This is a genomic window from Arthrobacter sp. 10T419, from assembly GCF_056394105.1.
This window is the reverse complement of record NZ_JBFTHF010000002.1, coordinates 46265-68743: the sequence shown is the minus strand read 5'-3', so window position 1 is coordinate 68743 and position 22479 is coordinate 46265. Positions and strand designations below refer to the sequence as shown.

General features: G+C 67.2%; 16 protein-coding genes and 2 tRNA genes. 9 read left to right on the top strand and 9 right to left on the bottom strand.

The window, feature by feature from the left end:
* The 3 genes from AC1DBD_RS03965 to AC1DBD_RS03955 all read right to left on the bottom strand — a co-directional run bounded on the left by AC1DBD_RS03965 (position 1) and on the right by AC1DBD_RS03955 (position 5040).
* A complete protein-coding gene (locus AC1DBD_RS03965; RefSeq protein WP_441417430.1) occupies positions 1-1899 on the bottom strand; it encodes an acetolactate synthase large subunit in 1899 nt (632 codons plus the stop codon).
* Positions 1900-2251: 352 nt separating this feature from the next.
* Complete coding sequence (gene ilvD / locus AC1DBD_RS03960; RefSeq protein ID WP_476908628.1) at positions 2252-3973, bottom strand: dihydroxy-acid dehydratase; 1722 nt, start codon at positions 3971-3973, stop codon at positions 2252-2254.
* A gap of 128 nt (positions 3974-4101) precedes the next feature.
* Positions 4102-5040 (bottom strand): LysR family transcriptional regulator, encoded by a 939-nt coding sequence (locus tag AC1DBD_RS03955; protein WP_441417428.1) that lies wholly within the window; start codon positions 5038-5040, stop codon positions 4102-4104.
* A 105-nt stretch (positions 5041-5145) separates the two neighbouring features.
* On the opposite strand from AC1DBD_RS03955, the gene AC1DBD_RS03950 reads away from it, so the two are divergent.
* The 3 genes from AC1DBD_RS03950 to AC1DBD_RS03940 all read left to right on the top strand — a co-directional run bounded on the left by AC1DBD_RS03950 (position 5146) and on the right by AC1DBD_RS03940 (position 7393).
* Positions 5146-6063, top strand: a complete 918-nt coding sequence (locus AC1DBD_RS03950) for a sunset domain-containing protein (protein WP_476981480.1) — start codon at positions 5146-5148, stop codon at positions 6061-6063.
* Positions 6064-6065: 2 nt separating this feature from the next.
* Positions 6066-7202: a PQQ-dependent sugar dehydrogenase gene (locus AC1DBD_RS03945; protein WP_476981479.1), complete on the top strand. Its 1137-nt coding sequence runs from the start codon at positions 6066-6068 to the stop codon at positions 7200-7202.
* Between the two features lie 118 nt (positions 7203-7320).
* A tRNA-Lys gene (locus AC1DBD_RS03940) sits at positions 7321-7393 on the top strand.
* Positions 7394-7543: 150 nt separating this feature from the next.
* Here the strand turns inward: AC1DBD_RS03940 and AC1DBD_RS03935 are convergent.
* The 6 genes from AC1DBD_RS03935 to AC1DBD_RS03910 all read right to left on the bottom strand — a co-directional run bounded on the left by AC1DBD_RS03935 (position 7544) and on the right by AC1DBD_RS03910 (position 13836).
* A complete protein-coding gene (locus tag AC1DBD_RS03935; protein WP_476981478.1) occupies positions 7544-8425 on the bottom strand; it encodes an ABC transporter permease in 882 nt (293 codons plus the stop codon).
* The gene (locus AC1DBD_RS03930) at positions 8422-9351 is read right to left on the bottom strand and encodes an ABC transporter ATP-binding protein (RefSeq protein ID WP_476981477.1); all 930 of its coding nucleotides are present in this window, start codon (positions 9349-9351) and stop codon (positions 8422-8424) included. Before AC1DBD_RS03930 ends, AC1DBD_RS03935 begins: the two co-directional genes overlap by 4 nt.
* A gap of 166 nt (positions 9352-9517) precedes the next feature.
* Positions 9518-11983, bottom strand: a complete 2466-nt coding sequence (locus tag AC1DBD_RS03925) for a S8 family serine peptidase (RefSeq protein ID WP_476981476.1) — start codon at positions 11981-11983, stop codon at positions 9518-9520.
* Positions 11984-12203: 220 nt separating this feature from the next.
* Positions 12204-12761, bottom strand: a complete 558-nt coding sequence (locus tag AC1DBD_RS03920; RefSeq protein WP_476981475.1) for a hypothetical protein — start codon at positions 12759-12761, stop codon at positions 12204-12206.
* A gap of 77 nt (positions 12762-12838) precedes the next feature.
* The gene (locus AC1DBD_RS03915; RefSeq protein WP_441417421.1) at positions 12839-12973 is read right to left on the bottom strand and encodes a hypothetical protein; all 135 of its coding nucleotides are present in this window, start codon (positions 12971-12973) and stop codon (positions 12839-12841) included.
* A gap of 389 nt (positions 12974-13362) precedes the next feature.
* Positions 13363-13836 (bottom strand): MarR family winged helix-turn-helix transcriptional regulator, encoded by a 474-nt coding sequence (locus AC1DBD_RS03910; RefSeq protein WP_441417862.1) that lies wholly within the window; start codon positions 13834-13836, stop codon positions 13363-13365.
* Positions 13837-13931: 95 nt separating this feature from the next.
* Between AC1DBD_RS03910 and bcp the strand changes: the two genes are divergently transcribed.
* The 6 genes from bcp (at position 13932) to AC1DBD_RS03880 (ending at position 22344) form a co-directional block, all read left to right on the top strand.
* Positions 13932-14405 (top strand): thioredoxin-dependent thiol peroxidase, encoded by a 474-nt coding sequence (bcp, locus tag AC1DBD_RS03905; RefSeq protein WP_441417420.1) that lies wholly within the window; start codon positions 13932-13934, stop codon positions 14403-14405.
* Between the two features lie 110 nt (positions 14406-14515).
* Positions 14516-14597 (top strand) — tRNA-Leu (locus tag AC1DBD_RS03900).
* A gap of 298 nt (positions 14598-14895) precedes the next feature.
* Positions 14896-15582 (top strand): fasciclin domain-containing protein, encoded by a 687-nt coding sequence (locus tag AC1DBD_RS03895; RefSeq protein WP_441417419.1) that lies wholly within the window; start codon positions 14896-14898, stop codon positions 15580-15582.
* Between the two features lie 217 nt (positions 15583-15799).
* On the top strand, positions 15800-17452 hold the full coding sequence (locus AC1DBD_RS03890) for an ABC transporter substrate-binding protein (protein ID WP_476893374.1): 1653 nt from the start codon (positions 15800-15802) through the stop codon (positions 17450-17452).
* A 79-nt stretch (positions 17453-17531) separates the two neighbouring features.
* Positions 17532-19034 (top strand): malate:quinone oxidoreductase, encoded by a 1503-nt coding sequence (locus AC1DBD_RS03885; RefSeq protein ID WP_441417418.1) that lies wholly within the window; start codon positions 17532-17534, stop codon positions 19032-19034.
* A gap of 82 nt (positions 19035-19116) precedes the next feature.
* Positions 19117-22344: an efflux RND transporter permease subunit gene (locus AC1DBD_RS03880; RefSeq protein ID WP_476926332.1), complete on the top strand. Its 3228-nt coding sequence runs from the start codon at positions 19117-19119 to the stop codon at positions 22342-22344.
* Positions 22345-22479 lie beyond the last annotated feature (135 nt).

Genomic DNA, 22479 nt, shown 5'->3' with positions numbered 1-22479 from the left:
TCAGTCCTCTTCTTCCCAGTCCGGGGTCATGTTGCGGGCAACCTGGATCTGGTCGTTGCTGACTCCGGCGGGAACCATCGGCCACACCATGGAGTTGGGGCTGACGACGAAGTCGATCACGACCGGGCGGTCATTGATTGCCAGTGCCTTTTGGATGGTGGCGTCGATGTCCTCGTCCCGTTCGCAGCGGAAGGAGGCGCAGCCGTAGGCGTCCGCCAGCTTGACGAAGTCCGGGATCCGGACGGTGTCATGGCCGGTGTTCAGGTCGGTGTTGGAGTAGCGGCCCTCGTAAAAGAGGGTCTGCCACTGGCGCACCATGCCCAGCGAGGAGTTGTTGATGACCGCCACCTTGATCGGGATCTTGTTGATGGCGCAGGTGGCGAGTTCCTGGTTGGTCATCTGGAAGCAGCCGTCGCCGTCGATCGCCCAGACCACGCGGTCCGGCTCCCCCACCTTGGCGCCCATCGCGGCCGGCACGGCGTAACCCATGGTGCCGGCGCCGCCGGAGTTCAGCCAGGCGTGCGGGCGTTCGTACTTGATGAACTGCGAGGCCCACATCTGGTGCTGGCCGACGCCGGCGACATAGACGCCCTCGGGGCCGGTGAGGGCACCGATCCGCTCGATCACGCGCTGCGGTGCGCTGAGGCCGTCCTCGGGTTCGGTCCAGCCGAGCGGGTAGGTCTCCTTGAGGTTGTTCAGGAAGGCCCACCAGTTGCCGAGGTCCGGGGTGCCGGAGGCTTCGAACTGGAGGCGCAGGGCATCACTGAGCTCCGGGATGATCTCCTTGACTGAGCCCACGATCGGCACGTCGGCGGTGCGGTTCTTGGAGATCTCCGCCGGGTCGATGTCCGCGTGGATGACCTTGGCGTTCGGGGCGAAGGACTTCAGGATGCCGGTGACCCGGTCATCGAAGCGCGCACCGAGCGTGATCAGCAGATCGGATTGCTGCAGCGCGGTCACGGCGGACACCGTGCCGTGCATGCCTGGCATGCCGACGTGCTGCGGGTGTGAGTCCGGGAAGACGCCTCTGGCCATCAGCGTCGTAACCACGGGGGCGCCGGAGAGTTCGGCGAGTTCCCGCAGTTCCGCGGATGCGTGGGCCTTGACCACGCCGCCGCCGACGTACAGCACCGGCTTTTTGGCGGCCGCGATCAGCCTGGCGGCTTCACGGACCTGCTTGCTGTGGCCGCGGACCACCGGCCGGTAGCCGGGCAGGTCGATCTTGGGCGGCCAGGAGAAGGTCATCTGGCCCTGCTGGGCGTCCTTGGCCACGTCCACGAGGACGGGGCCGGGACGGCCGGTCGAGGCGAGGTGGAACGCCTCGGCCATCACGTGCGGGATGTCGTTGGGGTCGGTCACCAGGAAGGAGTGCTTGGTGATCGGCATGGTGATGCCGACGATGTCCGCCTCCTGGAAGGCATCGGTGCCGATGACTCCGCTGGAGACCTGCCCGGTGATGGCCACCATCGGCACGGAGTCCATGTGGGCGTCCATGATGGCGGTAACGAGGTTGGTGGCACCGGGGCCCGAGGTGGCGATGCAGACGCCAACCCGCCCGGTGACCATGGCATAGCCTTGCGCGGCGTGGCCGGCTCCCTGTTCGTGACGGACCAGAATGTGGTTCATTTTGGAGGCCATCAAGGGGTCATAGGTGGGCAGGATCGCGCCACCGGGCAAACCGAAAATGTCCTGGACGCCGAGTTCTTCGAGCGAGCGGACGATTGCCTGCGAGCCGGTCATCACCGTCGGGGGTACGACGTTGTTCGGCCCAAGGACGGGAGAGGCAGCAGCATGCTCGACGCCGGCGTCTGCCGGGCGTTCGATGCGTTCCGGAGCCTTGTGGGCTCCAGCGGACTTTGTGGCCATCAGCGAGGGGCTGATCGGCGATCCTTTGCTCATCGGACTCTTCCTTTGGTGGATCTACTGTGATCGTGGAACTACGGGTAATAAAAAAACCCCTCAGCCTTGGCGGCTCTTCGAGGGGTTTGCGCGTGACGGTTCGTTACCAGTCGGGCTATGGAGCCACGCGCTTGGTAAGTACGACGGAGACGCCTGAAGTGACGCCAGCGGTAACGATCTCGATCATGAGTTCAGTTTTCCCTCTGAGCAAGACAGGTGTCAACGAGCCAAGCCCCTGTCTCACGATGTGGACTCCATTGTCCACTTTTTGAACGCCTCTCCCAAGTAGCTCGCATTAGTTGTCGTTATGGGGCCCCATAACGACAACTAATGCGAGCCAGTTGGGCAGGTATTACCCGCAGTAGGCGCCCGTGGAGGCGCTGTGGACGAGCTTGGCGTACTTGGCAAGCACGCCCTTGGTGAACTTGGCCGGCAGCGGCTCCCAGCCCACCTTGCGCGCTTCGAGCTCGGCGTCGTCCACCAGGAGGTCGAACGTCCGGGCCCCGATGTCCACCCGGATCCGGTCGCCGTCCTTGACGAAGGCGATGGGGCCGCCGTCGACCGCTTCCGGTGCGACGTGGCCGATGCACAGGCCCGTGGTTCCGCCGGAGAAGCGGCCGTCCGTGAGCAGCAGGACATCCTTGCCGAGGCCTGCGCCCTTGATCGCGCCCGTGATGGCGAGCATCTCGCGCATGCCCGGGCCGCCCTTGGGGCCCTCGTAGCGGATCACGACGACGTCGCCGGCCTTGATCTGGCCCTTGTCCAGTGCGTCCAGGGCGCCCTGTTCGCGCTCGAAAACGCGGGCGGTGCCTTCGAAGACGTCGGCGTCGAAGCCGGCGCTCTTCACGACGGCGCCTTCCGGAGCCATCGAACCGTGCAGGATGGTGATGCCGCCGGTCTTGTGGATCGGGTTGTCCATGGCGCGGAGCACCTTGCCGTCCGGGTCCGGCGGGTTGATCGAGGCGAGGTTCTCGGCCACGGTCTTGCCGGTCACGGTGAGGCAGTCGCCGTGCAGCAGGCCGGCGTCGAGCAGGGCCTTCATGATGACCGGGACGCCGCCGATCTTGTCGACGTCGGTCATCACGTAGCGGCCAAAGGGCTTGAGGTCGCCCAGGTGCGGGATCCTGTCGCCGATCCGGTTGAAGTCCTCAAGGCTCAGCTCGACCTCGGCCTCGCGGGCGATGGCCAGCAGGTGCAGCACCGCGTTTGTGGAGCCGCCGAAGGCCATGGTCACGGCGATCGCGTTCTCGAACGCCTTCTTGGTCATGATGTCGCGGGCGGTGATGCCAAGGCGCAACAGGTTGACGACGGCCTCGCCGGACTTGTGCGCGAAGACATCGCGGCGGCGGTCGGCCGAGGGCGGGGCGGCGGAACCCGGAAGGGACATGCCCAGGGCCTCGCCGATGCAGGCCATGGTGTTGGCGGTGTACATGCCGCCACAGGCGCCTTCGCCCGGGCAGATGGCCCTTTCGATGCGGTCGAGGTCCTCGCGGCTCATCTTGCCCGCGGCGCAGGCGCCCACAGCCTCGAAGGCGTCAATCAGCGTGACTTCCTTCTCGGAGCCGTCTTCGAGCTTGACCCAGCCGGGCATGATCGAGCCGGCGTACAGAAAGACGCTGGACAGGTCCAGGCGGGCGGCCGCCATCAGCATGCCCGGCAGGGACTTGTCGCAGCCGGCCAGCAGTACCGAGCCGTCGATCCGTTCGGCCTGCATGACGGTCTCGACCGAGTCCGCAATGACTTCGCGGGACACCAAGGAGAAGTGCATGCCCTCGTGGCCCATGGAGATGCCGTCGGAGACGGAGATGGTGCCGAACTGCATCGGGAACCCGCCGCCGGCGAAGACGCCTTCCTTGGCGCCCTGGGCGAGCCGGTTCAGCGAAAGGTTGCAGGGAGTGATTTCGTTCCACGAACTCGCCACGCCCACCTGGGGCTTTGCGAAGTCGTCGTCGCCCATGCCGACCGCCCGGAACATGCCGCGCGCGGGCGCGGCGTGGATTCCGTCGGTAACGACCCGGCTGCGGGGCTTGATGTCCGGCTTGGTCTCTGTCGCTGTTTGGGTGTCCTCACTCATGGCTCAAAGTCTAGGGCTCCGCCGTCGGCAGCAACGAGCCGGACTGGCTCATTAAGCGTAAAACCGGGAATATTTCGCCCAAATAGTGGACGGTTGTCTCACCCCTTGGACTCCGCGGCTCGTTCGGCTCAGATGCTGTGAGCCGCGTCACGCAGCTCGGGGGCTTCGGCGACCGCCTGGGCCTCCGCCTTCAGCAGCATGAGTACCTGCTGGATGGTGGTCCGGGCGGCGGCCTCGGGACGAGCCAGGGCCACGATGCTTCGGCTGGCCTTGACGCCGCGGAGCGGGCGGAGCACAAAGCCTCGCCCCTGGTTCTTCAGGGCGGTGTAGCGCGGCAGGAGGCTCAGCCCGTGCCCGGCACTGACCAGCGCCTCCAGCACCCGCAGGTCCGGGAAGAGCTGCGCCCGCAGGGCAGGGGAATCGGCCTGCATCTCGATTTGCCGCAGGACGGTATCAAAGGGGAAACCGTCGGGCACGCCCATCCAGGGGAACCCGACGACGTCCTCGGCGCTGAGCGTCGCCTTGCCGGCCAGTTCGTGGTCCGCCGGCACCGCCACGTCCAGCGGTTCCTCTATCAGGGGGATCACCTGGAGGCCCTGGCGGGCGAAGACCTCGGGTCCGTCCACGCTGTGGGCCAGGACAATGTCGTAGTCCGCGGCCAGCGCGGCGAAGCCGGCGACGCCGGGGTCCTCGAAATGCGCCTCGAAGCGCAGTCCGTCGATCTCCTTCACGCGGTGCAACAGTCCCGGCAGGAACATTTCCGCGGCACTCGGAAAGAACGCCGCCTTGATGTGCGTCTGCCAGCCGAGGCGGTAGGTGTCGATGGTTGCCTCAGCGCGGGCCATGGCCGTGGAGACCTCCGCAGCGGCGCCGGCCATGGCCAGCCCTGCCTCAGTCAGCCGCACTCCCCTGCCGGACTTCTCCACAAGCACTACACCGAGTTCGTCCTGCAGGGTCTTGAGCTGTTGTGAGACTGCGGAAGGCGTTACCCGCATGGCCTCGGCGGTGGCCCCCACGGTGCCGCGGTCCGCCAGCTCGCGAAGAATCCGCAGTCGCTTGAAGTCCATGATGCGAGGCTACACGGGGCCGGTCCGGAACGCTGGACAGCCGCGTCGGGCCGGACGTAACGTCAAACAGCGGCAACCTTGCCGCCTGGACAGAAGGATTCGGCTATGGATTGGATTATCTGGCTCATCGTCATCGTGGTGATTGTCGGCGTCGTGTGGTGGCAGCTGAACCGCAACAATGCCCGCAGTGGCGCTGGAACCCCGACGTCCACCGGGTCCGGAGCCTCGTCGAGGGCTGCCGAGGACCGGGCAAGCCACGACGGCGCCCTGTCCGGCGGGACCGCCGCCGCATCGGCCGCCGCGGCCGCGACCACGGGAATGCCGTCCGCCGCCGGATTCAGCAACGCCGAGCCGGAGCCGCCGACCACCGCCGACGACGACGTGGCGGTTGCGCAGGCGGGGAGCACCACCGCCGAGGACGCACCCAAGGAAAGCGCCGTCGCCAGCGGCGGCACCGCAGCGGGCGTCGCTGCAACGGCCAGCACCGCAACGGGCGGCACCGCAGCGGGCAGCTCCGAGTGGGAGACCCAGTGGTCGGAGACGCCGCCGGCCGAGGCACATGCCGCCACGCACCACGACCTTTCGCACGGGGGCCACGGCGAACACCTGGCCCACGGCGCCCACGCCGAAGCGTCGGAAGCACACACCCCCGTGCACCACGCCGAATACACCGAGCCACACGCCCCCACCCTCCCCGGCGCGGAGTCCGCCGCGGCCGAGGCTGCGGAGCTGGAGACGGCGCAGGCAGCATCATCGGCCGCACTCACCGAGGGCTCAGCCAGCCACACCGCTGCGCCCTCCGGGCATCTGGCCGTTGAACAGCCGTACGGCGAGGGATCTGCCGCGCCGGCCGCGGATGGAAGTGGCCCGGAGGGCTTCACCGTCAAGGGCAACGCCTCCTCGATGATCTACCACGACGAGACCAGCCCCTCCTACGAGGAGACCCGCGCAGAAGTCTGGTTCCTTTCCGCCGCCCATGCGGAAGCAGCGGGCTTCCGGCCGCCCCGCCGCTCCCGGCTGTAGCAATGCAGCGGCGGTCGCAGCGGCGGGCGGCCCGGGCAGCGGCGGTGGCGGTACTGGCTGCGTCCCTGGCCGCGGCCGGCTGCACCGGCAGTCCCACCGCGCCCTCCACCGCTCCCCCGCCGCCCGCCAGCAGCCCGGCCGCCAGCAGCCCGCCCGCCAGCAGCGAGCCGGCTGCGGGCGTCCTGAGAGTTGCCGGCCGCATCGACGCCGGGCTGACGCTGCCCTGGTCGGTGGTCTTCCTGCCGGACGGCACTGCCCTTATCTCGGAACGGGACAGCGCGCTGCTAAAGTCCGTGCCGCCAGGCGGCGGTCCCGCAGCGACGGTCGGCAAAGTGCCCGGCGTCGTCCCCGGCGGCGAGGGCGGACTGCTGGGGCTGGCCCTTTCTCCTCAGCTTGCGGCCGGCCGGTATCTGTACGCGTATTTCACGGCCGGGCCGGACAACCGGATCGCCCGCTTCCGGCTCGCTGGGAACGGCCTCCCGGATCTGGGCGCCCCCGAAACCATCTTCACCGGAATTCCCAAGGCCTCCACACACAACGGAGGCCGCATCCGGTTCGGCCCCGACGGGTACCTCTACGTCGGAACCGGCGACTCCCAGCGCCGCGACCAACCCCAGGACCGCAACGCCCTCGGCGGCAAGATCCTGCGCCTCACCCCGGACGGGAGACCCGCTCCCGGCAACCCCTTCGGCTCGAACCCCGTCTACAGCCTCGGGCACCGGAACGTCCAAGGGCTCGACTGGGACAGCGCGGGCCGGCTGTGGGCGAGCGAATTCGGTCCGGACAGAGACGACGAACTGAACCTGATCGTCCCCGGCGGCAACTACGGCTGGCCCGAGGTGACGGGAGCCCCGCACCGCGAAGGGTTCCTTGACGCCAAAGTGGTGTGGCCCTCGACGGCGGACTCCTCGCCCAGCGGGCTCGAAATCGTTGGCGACACGGCCTACCTCGGCGCCCTGCGTGGCCAGCGGCTTTGGGCGGTACCGCTGCGCGGCGAATTTGCCGGCGATCCTGTGGCCTATTTCACAGGCAAATATGGTCGGATCCGCGACGTTTCGCTCGCCCCGGACGGACGCCTCTGGGCGCTCAGCAACGGCCAAAACCCTGATTTTGTGCTGGTTTTGGGGCTGTCCAACTAGCCGGGGAGCCCCGTCGGCCGCTCGATTTCACACTGCACTAAAACTCGTGTAGAGTTTCATGTCGTTGCGGAGAACACCGCGGGTAATAAAAAGCCCGGGGCGAACGAAAACAACAGCTGCACCTCTAGCTCAACTGGCAGAGCAATTGACTCTTAATCAATGGGTTCCGGGTTCGAGTCCCGGGGGGTGCACAAGCCAAAACCCCGTCTTTTCGGTCTGACCGGAAAGACGGGGTTTTTTGTTTGCATGGATCGGCGGCCCTGACATCCAGGGCCGCCGGGAGCGTACACACATGCGACGCCGGCGGCGACCCGGTCAGGCGTTGCTGTCAGGCGTTGCTGTCAGGCATCGCGGTACTTCGCCGACGCGAGTCCGCCGCCCACTGCGGCTGCCGTCCAGGCAAGCACAACAAGGCCGCCCTGGACCGGGGTTAGCCGCTCGGGCGAGGTCCGGATGGCGACCATGTCGCCCCCGGCGGACGCGGGCAGGAACAAGCCGACGTCCTGGAAGGCGTCCCCCAGGCCCGACAAGATGGCAACGATGACCGGAAGAATCATGAGGATGCCCAGCGTGGCGACAAGGCCGCCGGCGCTGTTGCGCAGCATGGCACCAATGCCAAGGCCCAGGACGGCGATCAGAGCCAGGAAGACGGCGGCGTTGAGAATGCTCCGGACCACACCGTCGGCGGTAAGTGCGTAGCCCAGACCCTGCGGCTGCAGTATCGGCTGGGCCACAGCGTACGAGATGAGAGCTCCGAGGATGCCGGTGGCGAAGGCGGTTGCGGCGATGACGAGCGTTTTCGACAGCACGGCGGTCATCCGGCGTGGCACGGCGGTGAGCGTCGTGGTGATCATGCCGGTGCTGTATTCGGAGCCGATCTGGATGACGGCCAAGGAGGCGATCAGGAACTGGGCGACCATGATCCCGGTTGCGGGGACCTCGCGGGCAAATATGCTGAATTCCTTCAGGATGCCCTCCCGCTCAGCTCCAGCGGGCCCGCCGTAGACGGCGAACGAGGCAGCCATGTCTGCCACGGAGAAGGCTTTGAGCATGCCGACCCCGACCATGCCGAGCAGCGCGACGGCGAGGATGACGTAGCTGGAACGCAGCGAGGTCAGCTTGATCCACTCGGCGTGCACGGCCCGGAGGAAGGTGAGCCTGGTCCCGCTGTCCCGGCGAGGGACGGCAGTGGCACCGTTGCTCGAGGTTACTGTGGTGCTCATCGGGTTCCCTCTCCGGCCCCGGCCAATGCGGCAGAGCGGTATTCGACGTCGTCGCGGGTCAGTTCCATGAAGGCCTCTTCGAGCGTCGCCCGGACCGGGGTCAACTCGTGAATCAGTGCATCGCATTCCCGCGCTATCCAGGCGATCTTCCGCGGTTCGGCACCGGAGACTTCCAGGAGGCCCGGTTCAAGTTCGCGAAAGAGGATCCCGCTGGCTGCCAGCCCCGCCTGCAACCGGGTTGATTGGTCGCTGCGCACCAGCGCCCTGTCCTGCCCCTGGGCAAGGATCTCGGCTACGGGCGCGTCCGCGATGATCCGGCCCCGGCCGATGACGATCAGGTGGTCGGCAGTCTGCGCCATCTCGCTCATCAGGTGCGAGGAAAGGAAGACCGTCCGGCCCTCGGCGGCGAGGCCTTTGGCCAGGTTGCGGACCCACTGGACGCCTTCCGGATCGAGTCCGTTGACAGGCTCGTCGAAGATGACCGTCCGGGGATCCCCCAGCAGTGCGGCAGCAATGCCGAGGCGCTGGCCCATGCCGAGAGAGAACCCTTTGACGCGCTTGCGGGCCGTCTCCGAGATCCCGGTCATCGCCATGACTTCCTCGACGCGGCTGCGGCTTATGCCGTGTGTGGCTGCCAGAACGGACAGGTGTTTGAAAGCGCTGCGGGCCGGGTGAACAGACTTGGCATCCAGGAGGGCACCGACTTCGTGCAGCGGCGCCGCGTGCCCGGCATACGGCCGTCCGTTCACCAGCACCCGCCCCGCGGTGGGCCGGTCCAGTCCCAGGATCATGCGCATGGTGGTGGTCTTGCCGGCCCCGTTCGGGCCCAGGAAGCCGGTCACCTGCCCTGGCCGGACGGTGAACGTGACGCCGTCAACGGCGGTGCGCTTCCCGTAGGTCTTGGTAAGGCCGAATGCCTCGATCATGGTCCAGCTTTCTTCTCGACGAGTCTGGCGGCTGACGTTCCGTTCGGAGCCAGCACACAACTCACCGCCCCCGCTACCAGTAAACATGCGGGGGTGCCGCCTGCGCGGGATTCAGGCGCCGTTTTCTGCATTTCTTCTGCCGCGGGTTCTTGCGGCACGCGGGGGTTTACGGGACGCGGGCGCTGTACCCCGAGTACCGGGCCAGGCTGGTGTAGCCGGCCTTCGAGCCCACAACGCGCACACTCATGACGTCGTAGCGGTCGGCCCAGATTATCCGGTAGTAGCGGCCGGTGGCACCGGAGATTGCCGCGCCGGACCGGTACCACTGGTAGCGGAAAGCAGTGCCGGCGGTCCAGGTGCCCGTGTTGGCGGTCAGCGTGTACCCGTAGCGGGCGGAACCGGAGATCCAGGGCCGCGTGGAAACAAGTGTTCCCGCCGCGATGGCACCGGTCGTGGCGGAATCCTTCACGATGGTGGTGTACCCCGCCTTGATCCCGCCGACCCGCAGCCGCATGATTTTCCCCTGATCGGCGGCCCCGAGGGTGTACTTGGGCCCGGTGGCCCGGCTGATGGGAAGACCGGAGCGGTACCACTGGTACTTCAGGAACGTGCCGGCAGTCCAGGTGCCCGGTACCGCTGTGAGCGTGTAGCCCACCTTGCGGGTGCCGCTGATCATTGGTGTCGGGCCGGTAAGGGTACCGCGCGCCACGGCAGCCGACGAAGGCGAGTCAAGGGTGGCCGATCTCTGGTCGGGCCACGATGCCGTCACCCGGACCTTCAGGGTCTGGCCAAGGTCGCCGGCTCCGAGGGTGTAATGGGTCCCGGTAGCCCCGCTGACCGCTACGCCGGACCGGACCCACTGGTACTGGCGTGCCACGTCGGCCGGCCAGTCCTGGGGGCCGGCCGCCAGTGTCGAGCCGACCCTGGCCGTCCCCGAGAGGGAAGGCTGCGGGACCACTGCGACGGGACTGGTGGTGGCCGCACTCGGGTTGTAGCCGTCGGCGGAGCCGGTCACCGTGACGCTCAACAGGGCGCCTGCGTCCGTGGCCGCGGCCGGGTAGGTCCCGGCCGTGGCGCCGGGGATCGCGACGCCGTCGCGCCTCCACTGGTAGCTCAGTGAGGCTCCTTCGGGCGACCACGTTCCCGCCGAAACCGTAAGCGCGTGTCCGACGACGGCGTCCCCGTCGATCCGCGGCACGCCGGCCGTGATGTAGGGGACGGCACTTGGCAGTACGGAGCCGACGGCGGCGGCCGCGTCCACTAGACCGTTGCCGCAGCCTCCTGTGCTGCAGGTGCCCGGCAGCGGCCTGGCCGTCTCCTTGAGGATTGTCTCGACCTGGGCCGGGGTGAGGGCCGGGTCCGCGGACAGCATGAGGGCCGCGACGCCGGCCACGTGCGGGGCGGCCATCGACGTGCCCTGCATGTAGCCGTACGTTTCGGAGCCCTGCACGGTGGTGCCATTGTTCCAGGTCGAGAGGATGGTGTTGGCCCGGCCGGTGGAGCTGTCGCCGCCGGGGGCGCTGACGTCGACCTCGGGACCGTAGTTGGAGTAGTAGGCCTTGTTGCCTTCACGTCCGGTCGCGCCGACGGTGATGATGTTGTTGCAGTTGGCCGGGGTGGAGCCGGAGGCGGGTGAATTCTCGTTGCCGGCGGCGGCGACGACGGTGACGCCCTGCGCGGCGGCGTAGTCGAGTGCGGACTGGAAGTAGCTGCCGCACTGGCCGGATCCGCCCAGGGACATGTTGATGACCCTGGCGGGGTTCGCGTTGGCCGGGACTCCCGTAACGGTTCCGCCGGCGGCCCAGATGACGGCGTCGGCGATGTCGCTTAGGTAGCCGCCACAGGTGCCGAGGGCCCGGACCGGGAGGATTTTGGCGGAATAGGCGACGCCGGCGATGCCGATGCCGTTGTTGGCCGCCGCCCCGATCGTCCCGGCGACGTGGGTTCCGTGCCAGGACGACGATGAGCCGTTGCAGGAGTCCCCTGCGTCGCTGGCGTCGCCGTCGCGGCCGTCCCCGTCGTTCGACTTAGTGCTGTCGGAGATGAAGTCGTAGCCCGGGAGGACGTTCGTCAGGTCGCTGTGGGGCGTGATGCCGGTATCGATGACGGCCACAACGGCGCCCAGGCCGGAAGTGGTGTCCCAGGCCGCGGGCACGCGCATCCCTGCAGTGTCTTCGGACAGGTCCCATTGCTGCGGGTACAGCGGATCGTTCGGGGTTGATGCCGGGCGGACGAAGGTGTCTGGCTCGGCGTATTCGACGTTGGACTGGACGCGCAGGGAGGCGAGGACTTTGTCGCTCCCCCGAGGGGTCAGCGCGCCGTCGGCCTGGACGACGGCCGCCCCGCGTGCCGTGGCGTGCAGCTCCTTGACGGAGACGCCCGAGCTCCTGGCCGCCTGGCCGTAAGCCTTGGCCCGGGCGTTGGCCGTTCCGGCGGTTCCGGTCTTGAACTTCACGACGAAGCGGCCGCTGGCCCCCGCGGGGGGCGCCGAGGCAGTCAAGGGGGAAGCGACCGGGCGTGAATCGATGGCTGGATCCGTAGCCGCTGCGGCCGGGAAGGCGAAGAGGGTGCCGAGCAGGACAGCGCCCGCGCTCAGTGATGCGACGGCCGTGGAAAGACGCCTTGTGGTCATGCGGGTCCTCAGGGCATGGCCGGCGTCGGCCGGCGGACGGGCGAGAGCGGGAAACGTACGCGCTCAACCAGCCCCGGGTCTCCGAAAGAACTTTAACCCAGAAGCATCGGGTCTCGCCGCAAATTGCGGGAGCCCTTGGTCTTTCCTGCGCGTTTCCTGCCGGTGCAGACAGCAACGTCCTAACCTGTGAGCGGGGCGCGCGACGCTGTCCGGGGCCTTTTTAGGGAGCCCGGTCCCCGCGGCGCCTGAGCCCCAAAAGTGCCCAGGCTGACAGGAGCAGGCCTCCGGCCGCCAGCAGGAACGCCCCCGCGCGCAGTTCAGGACCGCGGCCCTGTGAAACCTGCGCAACGACCGCGGGGGCCTCCGAAACGGCGGATTGCGGCGACGACGGCGTTCCCTCCGCCGCAGAGGGCGTAGCAGTGGCCCCGGCCGGGACCGAGGCCGCGCCCGATCCCTGGACCGGGGCCTTGGAGGGCGCCGCCCGGACGGCGGTTTTCGCGGAGGGGGCCGGTGTCGGGCTGGAGGGTGCGGCGGACGATGGTGCCGGAGCGGCCGGCGGTGCCGACGGTGCTGCCGGAGCCGTAGCCGGGGGCTTGACGGTGCTCGACGGCGTCGGGGTGGGGGTGGCCGAGGGCTCGCATCGGCCCAGGGGGATCAACACGACCGGACCGCAGGGTTCGGCGTCGGCCGGGGCGGCGACAGCGAGGGCAGTGGCGGCAACCAGGGCAAGGACGGCCAGGGCCGTGACAGCCCAAGAGGCACTCTTACGCGTTCGCATCCTAGACATCCTACGTTCCACGGATCGGCGCCTCGGGATTTCCGGACAGCTCGCGCCCTTACGGCGCTGGCCCGGGCCTAGCGCCGACCGGCTGCCGCCAGCTGGAAATGGATGGGCAACGCGAGCTGGATCGGTTCAGTGCCCAGCGGCTCGTCGAGCAGCTCGTTGATCGAGGTCTGCCCTTCCAGCTCAGGCGGTGGCACCGTTTCCATAGGAAAACCTTATGCGAGCCTCCACCCGGCGAGGGGTCAGGACACGGGGTGGGCTGGATCAGGGAACAGCCCAATGCAGCCCCGCGTCAAACGCGGGACTCACGTTGCGACGGGACCGGCTGCCGGCGAACAGCGGCTAGGATTTCGCCGGCGCCTCTTCGTGAGGGTCGCAGCCCTCACAGAAAACAGTTGTGGCGTATTCGCCGCAGCACTGGCAGTGATGTTCCAGGGACCTGGCTTCGAGGACGTACCTTGTCATGACCTCATGCTCGCCCAGCAGGGCTGGCTTGAACCCAGTAGTGGCTACTTGTTTCCCGCGCCGGGCTATCGGGGTCCGGAGCAAGCGCCGGCAGTGCCCTAACTAGTCGGCGCCAGTGGGCGACCGCGGCCTAGTTGGCTTCGGCGGACACAGTAGGCTCCACCGCTGTGACGATCGCCTTCGCTTCCGTCGTGGACATGCGGTTGGCCAGTTCCCGGACCACGGACTGCAGCTCGTGCCGCAGGGAGTCGGGATCGATCGAAGCGGCGGCGAGCACCGAGCGCTCCATGTCCGCGGCCGCAACGACGGCTTCGCGGCCGCGGTCCGTCAGGGTGACGACGTGGCTGCGGCGGTCCGAGGCGCTGCGCTCCCTGGAGATGTGACCGTGGGCTTCAAGCCGGCTCAGGGTTTTGCCCATGGTCTGGGCTTGGACGCGGACCAATTGCGCCAATTGCGCTTGGGTCATGGGTCCTTGAGCGGAGAGCACTTCCATCGCAATGACCCCGGCATGGGTCAGGCCAATGGCCCCCAGCTTCTCATTCCAGGAGTGTTCTACAAGGCGTGCTGCCGTGGACAATAGGCGGCCCGTGGGCCAGCGATCCATATCAGGCATACCAAAGAGTATAGCGATTGTGCGATTCGTGGGCCGCGCCCGGGCTCACTAGGCTGGAATTCCCTAAAATTGTCAAGGAGATAAACATGCCTGAACGACTCGTTCCCGGAGACGACGCGCCGGACTTCCAGCTGTTGGACTCGGCCGGACGCGAGGTCGGCCTGCAGGACTTCCGCGGCCGGAACACGGTGGTCTACTTCTATCCGGCGGCTGCCACGCCGGGCTGCACCAAGCAGGCCTGCGACTTCCGAGACTCACTGGCGGCCCTGCAGGGTGCGGGCTATGACGTCGTCGGCATCTCCCCCGATCCGGTCGCGAAGCTCGCGGGCTTCGCGGCGGCCGAAGGACTCAGCTTCCCGCTGCTCTCCGATCCGGACCACGCGGTGGCCGAGGCGTACGCGGCATGGGGTGAGAAGAAAAACTACGGCCGCACCTATGAGGGCCTGATCCGTTCCACCGTGGTGGTCGGTCCGGACGGCAAAGTCACCCTGGCGCAGTACAACGTGCGCGCTACCGGCCACGTCGCCAAGCTGCTCCGCGACCTGAAGCTGGACGCCTAGCTGCCCTGCCCCGCAGCCCGGCCCCGGCGCCGGGCTGCGGGGCAGAACTGTAGACTGGTGCCTGGCATCCGCCGTCGAGGGTCTTTCGGGCCCGCGAACGACGGCGCCGCGCGCGAGTGGTGAAATTGGCAGACACGCAGGATTTAGGTTCCTGTGCCTTCGGGCGTGGGGGTTCAAGTCCCCCCTTGCGCACAATGCAAAACCCCGGTCGTCGGACCGGGGTTTTGCTGTTTAACTCTGGAACTAGACCGGGGACCGCCCTTCCCGCACCCGCCAAAAAGCCCGGAATCCCGGCGAAGCCGCCCGCCCGCCCCGCCGCCCTGAACCGGTTCCGAAAAAGAATTTCGATTCCCACCCATCTCTTTCCGCCAAGCCCGCGAATACCCATTGAGACACCAACCAAGGGTCGGTGCCCGACAGTCGGAGAAAGGCCACAGCGGCAAAAACGTCGCTGAAGGCAATGAAATCGGCACAACAAAGGAGAATCGAAATGCAGACCATCAAGCGCACGACTTTCGCCGTTGCAGGTATCGCTGCTGCAGCCATGCTCAGCCTCACTGCCTGCGGCGGTTCCAGCACGGGATCCAGCTCCTCGGCTCCCGCTTCCACGCCGTCGGAGTCCGCCATGTCTTCCAGCATGGCCCCGTCACCGTCCATGAGCTCCTCCGCCGCAGCGATGGACCCGGCAGCGGACCTCGTCGGCTCCGGTTGCGCCGCCTACGCCTCGCAGGTTCCCGACGGTAAGGGTTCCGTCGCCGGCATGGCGCTGGACCCGGTGGCCGTAGCCGCCTCCAACAACCCGATTCTGACCACCCTGACGGCCGCCGTCTCGGGCAAGCTCAACCCCAAGGTCAACCTGGTGGACACCCTGAACGGCAGCGAATTCACTGTCTTCGCTCCGACGGATGACGCGTTCAAGAAGATCGACGCCGCCACCATCAACAAGCTCAAGACGGACGATGCCCTGCTGAGCAAGATCCTCACCTACCACGTAGTTCCCGGCAAGATCAGCCCGTCTGAAATCGTGGGCACCCACAAGACCGTCCAGGGCGGTTCCGTGACCGTCACCGGCAGCAAGGACGCTCTCAAGGTCGACGGCGCCAACGTGGTCTGCGGTGGCGTCAAGACCGCCAACGCCACGGTCTACATGGTCGACTCGGTCCTGATGCCCAAGTAGGCATCACCAAGACCTCCTGACCCGGATCCAGCCTGACTCCCTGGATCCACCTGGAGAAACGAAGGCCCGCACCGGACGGTGCGGGCCTTCGCCTGTTCCCTCCGGGCGGGTCAACTAGACTGGGGCTGTTCCGCAGCCGGCGGCCAACAAGTTCCCAGAGGTGATTCCTTCAGTGCCCAGCAGTACCGCGCCCATCAGTACCGGCCCCCGCAGGGCGTTGCGCCGCATCGCGGCCGGCTTCGGCGCCGTCCTGCTCCTGCTGCCGCTGGCCTCGTGCACCGGAGCGCCGGGCCCCGCACCCTCGCCCACCTCCGCCAGCGCGTCCGACGCCGGGCCCACCGCCACTTTCACCTTTGGCACCGCCTCGCGCCCGCTCGGCCTGGATCCGGCCCTGGTGTCCGACGTCGACTCCTACCGCATCACCCGCCAGATCCTCGAGGGCCTGATCGGCGTCGACCAGACCAGCGGCAAGCCAACACCCCTGCTGGCTACCGAATGGACGACCAGCGACGACGGCCGCGCCTACACCTTCAAGCTCCGCGAGAACGTGAAGTTCCAGGACGGCACGGCCTTTAATGCGGCGGCCGTGTGCACCAATTTCAAGCGCTGGTTCAACTTCCCCGCCGCCCTCCGCAAGCAGGCACCCGGCAGCACCTTCAAGGGTGTGTTTATGGCGCACGCGGACCAGGCGTCGCTGTCCATCTACAAGGGCTGCACCGCGCTGGCGGCAAACAGCGTCCGGATCGATCTCACCCAGCCCTTCACCGGTTTCCTCCAGGCGCTCACCCTGCCCGCCTTCGCGATCTCCTCGCCGCACGCCCTGGCCGCACAGTCGGCCGACGTGCTGAACCAGAAGCGCGAAGGCCAGCCGGTGTCCGCCTACGCCCTGCACCCTGTGGGCACCGGCCCCTACGTCTTCGACTCCTGGGACAACAACACCGTCACCCTGAACAGCAACAGGCGCTACTGGGGCGACAAGGGCCAGATCGGGACCATCAACTTCGTCACCTACGACCACCCGCAGGCCCGGCTTCAGGCCCTGCTTGACGGGAAAATCGATGCCTACGATTCCGTGACCGTGGGCAACTTCGACCAGCTGGTCAAGCGCGGCAAACAGATCATCCAGCGCGATCCCTTCTCCGTCATGTACCTGGGCATGAACCAGGAAGTCCCGGTGCTGCGGAAGCTCAAGGTCCGCCAGGCGATCGAGATGGCCCTGGACAAGGACACCTTGATCCGGAAGTTCTTCATTGACAACACCGCCGCGGCCTCGCAATTCGTCCCGCCGAAGCTGAGCGGCTTCAACAACAACGCACCCTCCCTGGGCTACGACCAGAACAAGGCCAAGGAGCTCCTCGCCGAGTCCGGCTACAAGGGTGAGGAACTGAAGTTCTACTACCCGCTCAACGTCACCCGGCCCTACCTGCCGACCCCGGAAAAGGTCTACGCGGAGATCAGCCGCCAGCTCACCGCCGTCGGGCTCAACATCAAACCCGTTCCGGTCGAATGGTCCGACGGCTACCTCCAGAAGGTGACCTCCCCCGGCGACCACGCACTGCATCTGCTCGGCTGGAACGGGTCCTACGCGGATCCCGATAACTTCGTGGGCCCGCTTTTTGGTGAAAATACCGGTGAGTTCGGCTACCAGGACCCCCAGGTGTTCTCGAAAATCTCCCGCGCCCGGGGCCTGCCGGACGGCAAGGACCGGACAGAGCAGTACCAGACCATCAATGCGCAGATTGCCGCGACCGTGCCCGCCGTGCCGATTGCGTTCCCAATCTCGGCACTGGCTCTGTCAGACCGGGTGCTGAAGTACCCAGCGTCGCCGGTCCTGAACGAAGTTTTCACGAACGTCGAACTAAAGCCTTGACGGGACGGCCCAATTTCAGTTAGTGGGCCGTGCGGGGATATTCTGTGACAGCCAGAGCCGCTGCTATCGGAGACTGATTGTGACTTTCATTTCCAAGACCCAACATGCCGACGTCGTCCTGATTGGCGGCGGCATCATGAGCGCCACGCTGGGCGCCTTCCTGAAGCAGCTTGAGCCGAACTGGACCATTTCGCTCTTCGAGCGCCTGGACCAGCCGGGGCTTGAAAGCTCCGATCCGTGGAACAACGCCGGCACCGGCCACGCCGCCCTGTGTGAGCTTAACTACTCCCCCGCAGCCAAAGACGGTTCGGTGGACCCGGCGAAGGCCCTGCACATCAACGAGCAGTTCCAGCTTTCCCGCCAGTTCTGGTCCCACCTGGTCACCAACAACCTGATCGGTTCCCCCAAGGGCTTCATCAACACCGTGCCGCACATGAGCTTCGTGGTCGGCGACGCCAACGTCAAGTTCCTGCGCACCCGCTACGAGGCGCTCAAGCCGAACCCCCTGTTCCGCTCGATGGAGTACTCCGAGGACCACGCCCAGATCGCCAAGTGGGCACCGTTGATCGTCAAGGGCCGCGATCCGAAGCAGCACATCGCCGCCACCCGCGCCGCCGAAGGCACCGACGTCGATTTCGGCGCCCTGACCCGCGAACTGACCGGCTACCTCGCCAACAACGGTGTGGAAACCAACTACGGCCACGACGTCACCGGCATCAAGCGTGCCTCCGACGGCGGCTGGGACCTTGCACTCAAGCACCCGCGCTCCGGCGAGCACGGCTCGATCCACGCGAAGTTCGTCTTTGTCGGCGCCGGCGGCGGTGCGCTGCACCTGTTGCAGGCCTCCGGCATCCCGGAAAGCAAGGGCTTCGGCGGCTTCCCGGTCTCGGGCCAGTTCTTCCGCTGCACGGACGAGACCCTCGCCGGCCAGCACAGCGCCAAGGTTTACGGCCAGGCCTCCGTCGGCGCCCCGCCCATGTCCGTCCCGCACTTGGACACCCGGTTCGTCAACGGCAAGCGCTCACTGCTGTTCGGCCCGTACGCCGGTTTCTCCACGAACTTCCTGAAGAACGGCTCCTACCTGGACCTGCCGCTGTCCATCCGGCCCTCCAACATCATTCCGATGCTGGCCGTGGCCAAGGACAACATGGATCTCACCGCATACCTGGTTAAGGAAGTCGCCAAGCGGCACGGAGCCAAGGTCGAGGCCCTGCGGGAGTACTACCCGGAGGCCAAGGACGGCGACTGGGAGCTCATCACCGCCGGCCAGCGGGTGCAGATCATCAAGAAGGATCCGAAGAAGGGCGGCGTGCTGCAGTTCGGCACCGAGGTCATCGCCGGCCGCGACGGCACCATCGGCGCCCTGCTTGGCGCCTCCCCGGGTGCCTCCACGGCCGTGCCGATCATGATCGAGCTGCTCCAGAAGTCCTTCCCCAAGAACTTCAAGGGCTGGCAGTCCAAGCTCAAGGAGATGATGCCGGGCTACGGCATCAAGCTCAACGAGAACCCGGACCTCGCCGCCAAGCTCGAGGCCGAGACGGCCGCGGCACTCCAGCTGGAGCCGGTCAGCGCCACCCGCTGAAACTCTTCCGGGTTGCGGCACGTTCAATCCCTGTGACGTCACGCTGTGACGTACCTCCGTCGACCCATCAGGAGACCATGAGATGTTCCGGCTGGCCAAGCTTTCGCTAGGAAACCGGGCGCTGATCGCGCTGATCACCGTCTTCGCGTCGGTCTTCGGCGTAATCACGATGACCTCGCTCAAGCAGGAGCTCATCCCATCCATCGAGTTCCCGCAGATCACGGTCATCACCTCGATGCCCGGGGCCTCTCCGGAAGTCGTAGACAAGCAGGTCAGCGGGCCGCTGGAGACGGCGCTCAACGGCGTCGAGGGGCTGGAGTCGACGTCGTCGACGTCGCGCAACGGCGTTTCGCAGATCACCCTGGCGTTCACCTACGGCTCCAACCTGGACCGCGCCCGGAACCAGATCGACCGCGCCATCTCCAACGCGAAGCAGGCGCTGCCGAAGGACGTCCAGCCGCAGGCGATCGCCGGCAGCATCAGTGACTTCCCGATCGTCTATCTTGCGGTCTCCTCGGACAAGCCGTTGAGCGAACTCAACGCGGACCTGGCCCGCCTGAGTGTGCCGCGGCTGCAGAAGCTCGACGGCGTGCGCGGCGCCGAAGTGACCGGCGGGGCCACCCAGCACATCAAGATCCTGCCGCGGCCGACGGCCATGGCAGCCTCCGGCACCACCATCGCGTCCATCTCCGAGGCGCTGAAGAACAACGGCAGCCTGGTTCCGGCCGGCAGCATCGAGGAGCAGGGCAAGACGCTCTCGCTGCAGATCGGCAGTCCGGTGGATTCCCTTGACGCGATCAAGGCCCTGCCGCTGGGAGGCGCCCGCGACGCCGCGACAATCGGCAGCGTGGCGGACGTCAGCATCACCGAGGACGCCCGCACCTCGATCACCCGCACCAACGGCAAGGAAACGCTGGCCGTCTCGGTCACCAAGAAGCCCGAGGGCGACACGGTGGGCATCTCCCACGCGGTCAAGGACGCCATCCCGCAGCTTGAGGCCGAACTGGGGTCCAACGCCAAGTTCACCCCGGTGTTCGACCAGGCGCCGTTCATCGAGAAGTCCATCAAGGACCTCACCACGGAGGGCCTGCTGGGTCTGGGCTTCGCCGTCGCCGTCATCTTGCTGTTCCTGCTCTCGGTGCGCTCCACGCTGGTCACGGCCGTGTCCATCCCGCTGTCCCTGCTGATCACCTTCATCGGGCTCTCCGCGACCGGCTACTCGCTGAACATCCTGACCCTCGGCGCGCTGACGATCGCGATCGGCCGCGTGGTGGACGACTCGATCGTGGTGATCGAGAACATCAAGCGGCACCTCAGTTATGGCGAGCAGAAAATCACCGCCATCCTGACCTCCATCCGCGAGGTCGCCGGCGCAATCACCGCGTCCACCCTCACCACGGTGGCGGTCTTCCTGCCGATCGCGTTCGTCGCCGGACTCGCCGGTGAGCTGTTCCGGCCCTTCGCCCTCACCGTCACGATTGCTTTGGTCTCCTCGCTGCTGGTCTCGCTGACCATCGTTCCGGTGCTGGCTTACTGGTTCCTGCGGACCCCGGCGGACAAGGCCGGCGCGTACGTTTCCGAAGCCTCAGCCCGCGAGACCGCCGCGAAGGCCCACGAGGCCGAGCAGCGCAGCTTCCTGCAGCGCGGCTACCTCCCGATCCTGACCAAGACCCAGCGGCACCCCGTCATCACCCTGGTGGCGGCCGTTTTGGTCCTCGGCGGCACCGCAGCGATGTCGCCGCTGCTCGCAACCGACCTGCTGGGCCGTTCCGGCGAAAACAGCATGACCGTGCGGCAGGCCCTTCCGGCCGGCACCAGCCTGGCGGAGGGCAGCGCCGCGGCCGTCAAGGTCGAGAAGACCCTGCGCGGCATCGACGGAATCAAGGACGTCCAGGTCACCACCGGCAACGCTCAGTCCGGCTTCTCAGCCCTGCAGTCCACCGGGGCGGCGAACTCCAGCTTCACCGTCGTGACCGAGGAGAAGGCCAACCAGGGCAAGCTGCAGGACATTGTCCGCAAGGAGCTCGCCAAGATCTCCGACGCCGGCAAGATCACGGTGGGTTCGCAGCAGGGCGGATTCGGCACGACGTCGACTGTCGACATCACGCTCAAGGCCGCCAGTTCCGCCGACCTCAAGACCGCCAGCGACGCCATGGTCAAGGCCATGGACGGGGTTCCCGGCTCGTCCGAGGTCAGCACCAACCTGGCCGCGAGCCAGCCCGTGGTCCAGGTCAAGGTGGACCGCGCCAAGGCCGTTGCGGCGGGCCTGAACGAACAGCAGGTCGCCGGCGTCCTGGCCGCCAGGATCAGTCCGGTCCCGGCCGGCACCGTCCGCATCGGCACAAACGACTTCCCGGTCCGGATCGGCGAAGGCACCCGTTTCACCAGCATCGGCGCCGTGCGCGACCTCCCGCTGCCGACGGCGCGGGGCCCGGTCCCGCTGTCCTCGATCGCTTCCGTGGAACAGGTGGAGGTTCCGGTCTCGATTACGGCCAGCAACGGCCAGCGGACCGCTCGCGTCTCCGTCACGCCGTCGGGCGGAAACCTGGGTGCGGTAAGCACCGAGGTGCAGGCCCGGCTCAAGTCGGTCCAGCTGCCGCCGGGCGTCACGGCAGAGATCGGCGGCGCCACCACGCAGCAGGCTGAGTCCTTCGGCCAGCTGGGGCTGGCACTGCTGGCCGCCATCGCGATCGTTTACGTGATCATGGTCGCCGCGTTCAAATCCCTCGTGCAGCCACTGATCCTGCTGGTCTCCATCCCGTTCGCAGCCACCGGCGCCATCGCGCTGCTGCTGGTGACGGGCGTCCCGCTGGGGCTGCCTTCGCTGATCGGCATGCTGATGCTGGTGGGAATTGTGGTGACCAACGCGATTGTGCTGATCGACCTGATCAACCAGTACCGCCAGCCGCGCAACGGCGAGCCCGGCATGAGCGTGGCGGACGCGATCACGCACGGCGCACGCCAGCGCCTCCGGCCGATCCTGATGACCGCGCTGGCCACCGTGTTCGCGCTGACCCCGATGGCTCTGGGACTGACCGGCGGCGGGGGCTTCATCTCGCAGCCGCTGGCCATTGTGGTGATCGGCGGCCTCATTTCCTCCACCGCCCTGACGCTGGTCCTGGTGCCCGTGCTGTACCGCTTGGTGGAGGGCCGGCGCGAACGGAAGGCGCTGCAGAAGGCCAACGGCGGCAAGGCCACCCACGGGCGCCGGGCCCAGCCCGCGCCGTCGGACGCCGCGGACGCCATCGACCGGCTCGATGAGCAGGACGAGGCCGACGAACCGGACGAGGCACCGGCGCTCCGCAACTAAATTCCGCCCCCGCCCCTCCCCTCCCCAACTAGCTCGCAATAGTTGTCGTTTTGCCCGCTCAAAACGACAACTACTGCGAGCTAGTTGGGTTCGTGCGAGCCGGGCCTGTGGATAACCGCCTGGGTGCCGCCGGAA